Genomic DNA, 1,768 nt, shown 5'->3' with positions numbered 1-1,768 from the left:
TGAGACCGTGCTGCGCTCTCTGCGTTGGCTGAGTACCCACCACGCACTGACCGGCAAACGCCTTGAGCAGCTCGAAACAATCTGTGGCTACTTCCACAACAATGCTCATCGGATGGACGACGCGACCTATCTTGAGCACGGCTTTCCGATTGCCTCAGGCGTGATCGAAGGCGCTTGCCGATGCGTCGTCAAGGATCGCATGGAAGGCTCCTGGATGCGCTGGGTGATGTCTGGCGCACGTGCCATGCTCAACATGCGCTGCATCGCGCTGAGTGACCTCTGGGACGCGTTCAAGGCTTTCCGTATCCAACGCGAATCCCGTCGCCTCTATCCAGGATTCGCCGCAAATGATGCCGATTTCACCCAGGCAATTGCGGCGTGAAGGGCGCGGGAGGCGGGTTGCACCCGATTGCGGCCGACAGTTTGTGCTTGATCCACTCAAACAACCCATTTCCGATGAGAAAAAAGCGCTCATCGATCGTCTTTTGCTTGAGTGTATTCCACTCGCAGGCATCGCCCGTTCAATCCCGGCTTCAGAGTCTTGGCTGCAAGCCTATGTCAACCAGAAATATAAATATTTCACCTGCCATGGAAACGCTAGAGTCTTCTTGAGAATTTAAAGTGATTTAAAATCAGTTAGTAACGATTCAAAAATAAGTTATACAACTTAATTAATCTATAAAAAACTGTAAACTATTGTTTTATAGATATATTTTTGTTAAAGCAAAATTCATGCAAAAGAAAAATAAATATTGAATCGTTACTTATTTATATTAATGAAGCGCTCCCGACGCCCTCATGTTAAATGAAACAGCTATAACTGCGCTTTTCCCGAAGAACGGCACCATTCAGTCGGAAAAGAATCCGGAAAAACGAGTCATATTGAGCGCTTCAATTGCACGGTTCGGCAGCGTGTTTCACGATTGGTTCGGAAGGCGCTCTCATTCTCTAATAAAATAGAGAATCACGTTGGCGCAATTTGGTACTTTGTGCATCACTACAACGATACACTTTTGCTCAAGGCATCCGTATGAGACAAATCATATAGATAAGTAACGATTCAAAAATAAGTTATACAACTTAATTAATCTATATAAGTAGCCGTTCAGAGACCCGGCACTGGAGCCGGCAGCGGAGTGGCCTCGCGACCGGCGCGGCGCTCAGCGATCACACCGGCCAGATAGGGCCAAGGCACATGGCCGCGTTTGCGACAGGTGTCGATCACGCTGGCCAGCAAGGTGAAGGTGCGTGACCCGGCCTCGCAGCGCGTGCCCATCATGATGCGTCACGCAATCACCCAATGGCGCAGCGCCCGTTCGGCTTCGTTGTTGGTGATCGGCCACTGGGGATTGTCCAGCACCCGAAAGATGGCGTCCCAGTCGTTCCAGAGTTCGACGGCCAAGGCGCGCGTCTTGGCGTGGCGGTGCCCGAGCAGACGCACGCACGCGGCATGCAACTCGATCAGTAACGCGGCATGAAGGGTCGGCAAATCGACCGGCGGGCCGTCACGCGCGGCATGGATGGCGCCAATCAGGGTGTCGAAGGCGTCTTGGACCTCATGCCCGAAGGCTTGGGCCTCGCGATCATAGCTGTCGATCAATCCCTGCGCCTTGCGCGTGAGGTGTGCCCAGCAGCGCAGGCGCTGGGGCAGATGGCGATACGCCTGCCAGCCGTCGCTCATCAGCCAGCCGGTGAAGCCCGGCAGGATGCGATCGAGGACCTCGCGCCCGCGCTTGCCGACCACGAACAGGGTGACGGTGGCGCTGCT

2 protein-coding genes and 3 pseudogenes are annotated in these 1,768 nt (G+C 53.7%); 3 read left to right on the top strand and 2 right to left on the bottom strand.

What is annotated here, in order from left to right:
- The 3 pseudogenes from G3480_RS26425 to G3480_RS26420 all read left to right on the top strand — a co-directional run.
- Positions 1-382: pseudogene (locus G3480_RS26425) on the top strand (hypothetical protein); the annotation flags it as partial.
- Positions 383-410: 28 nt separating this feature from the next.
- Positions 411-573, top strand: a pseudogene (locus G3480_RS28805) (IS1 family transposase); the annotation flags it as partial.
- A 254-nt stretch (positions 574-827) separates the two neighbouring features.
- A pseudogene (locus tag G3480_RS26420) lies at positions 828-1,034 on the top strand (IS1 family transposase); the annotation flags it as partial.
- A 71-nt stretch (positions 1,035-1,105) separates the two neighbouring features.
- On the opposite strand, the gene G3480_RS26415 reads toward G3480_RS26420, so the two are convergent.
- Positions 1,106-1,279, bottom strand: coding sequence for a hypothetical protein (locus G3480_RS26415; protein WP_164657172.1), 174 nt, complete (start codon positions 1,277-1,279; stop codon positions 1,106-1,108).
- Between the two features lie 6 nt (positions 1,280-1,285).
- Positions 1,286-1,768 (bottom strand): IS66 family transposase (locus G3480_RS26410; RefSeq protein ID WP_164657171.1); only part of this gene is annotated, 483 nt, incomplete at its 5' end.

The sequence above is a fragment of the Thiorhodococcus mannitoliphagus genome (assembly GCF_010915725.1).
GTDB lineage: Bacteria > Pseudomonadota > Gammaproteobacteria > Chromatiales > Chromatiaceae > Thiorhodococcus > Thiorhodococcus mannitoliphagus.
This window is presented reverse-complemented; position numbering and strand designations above follow the sequence as displayed.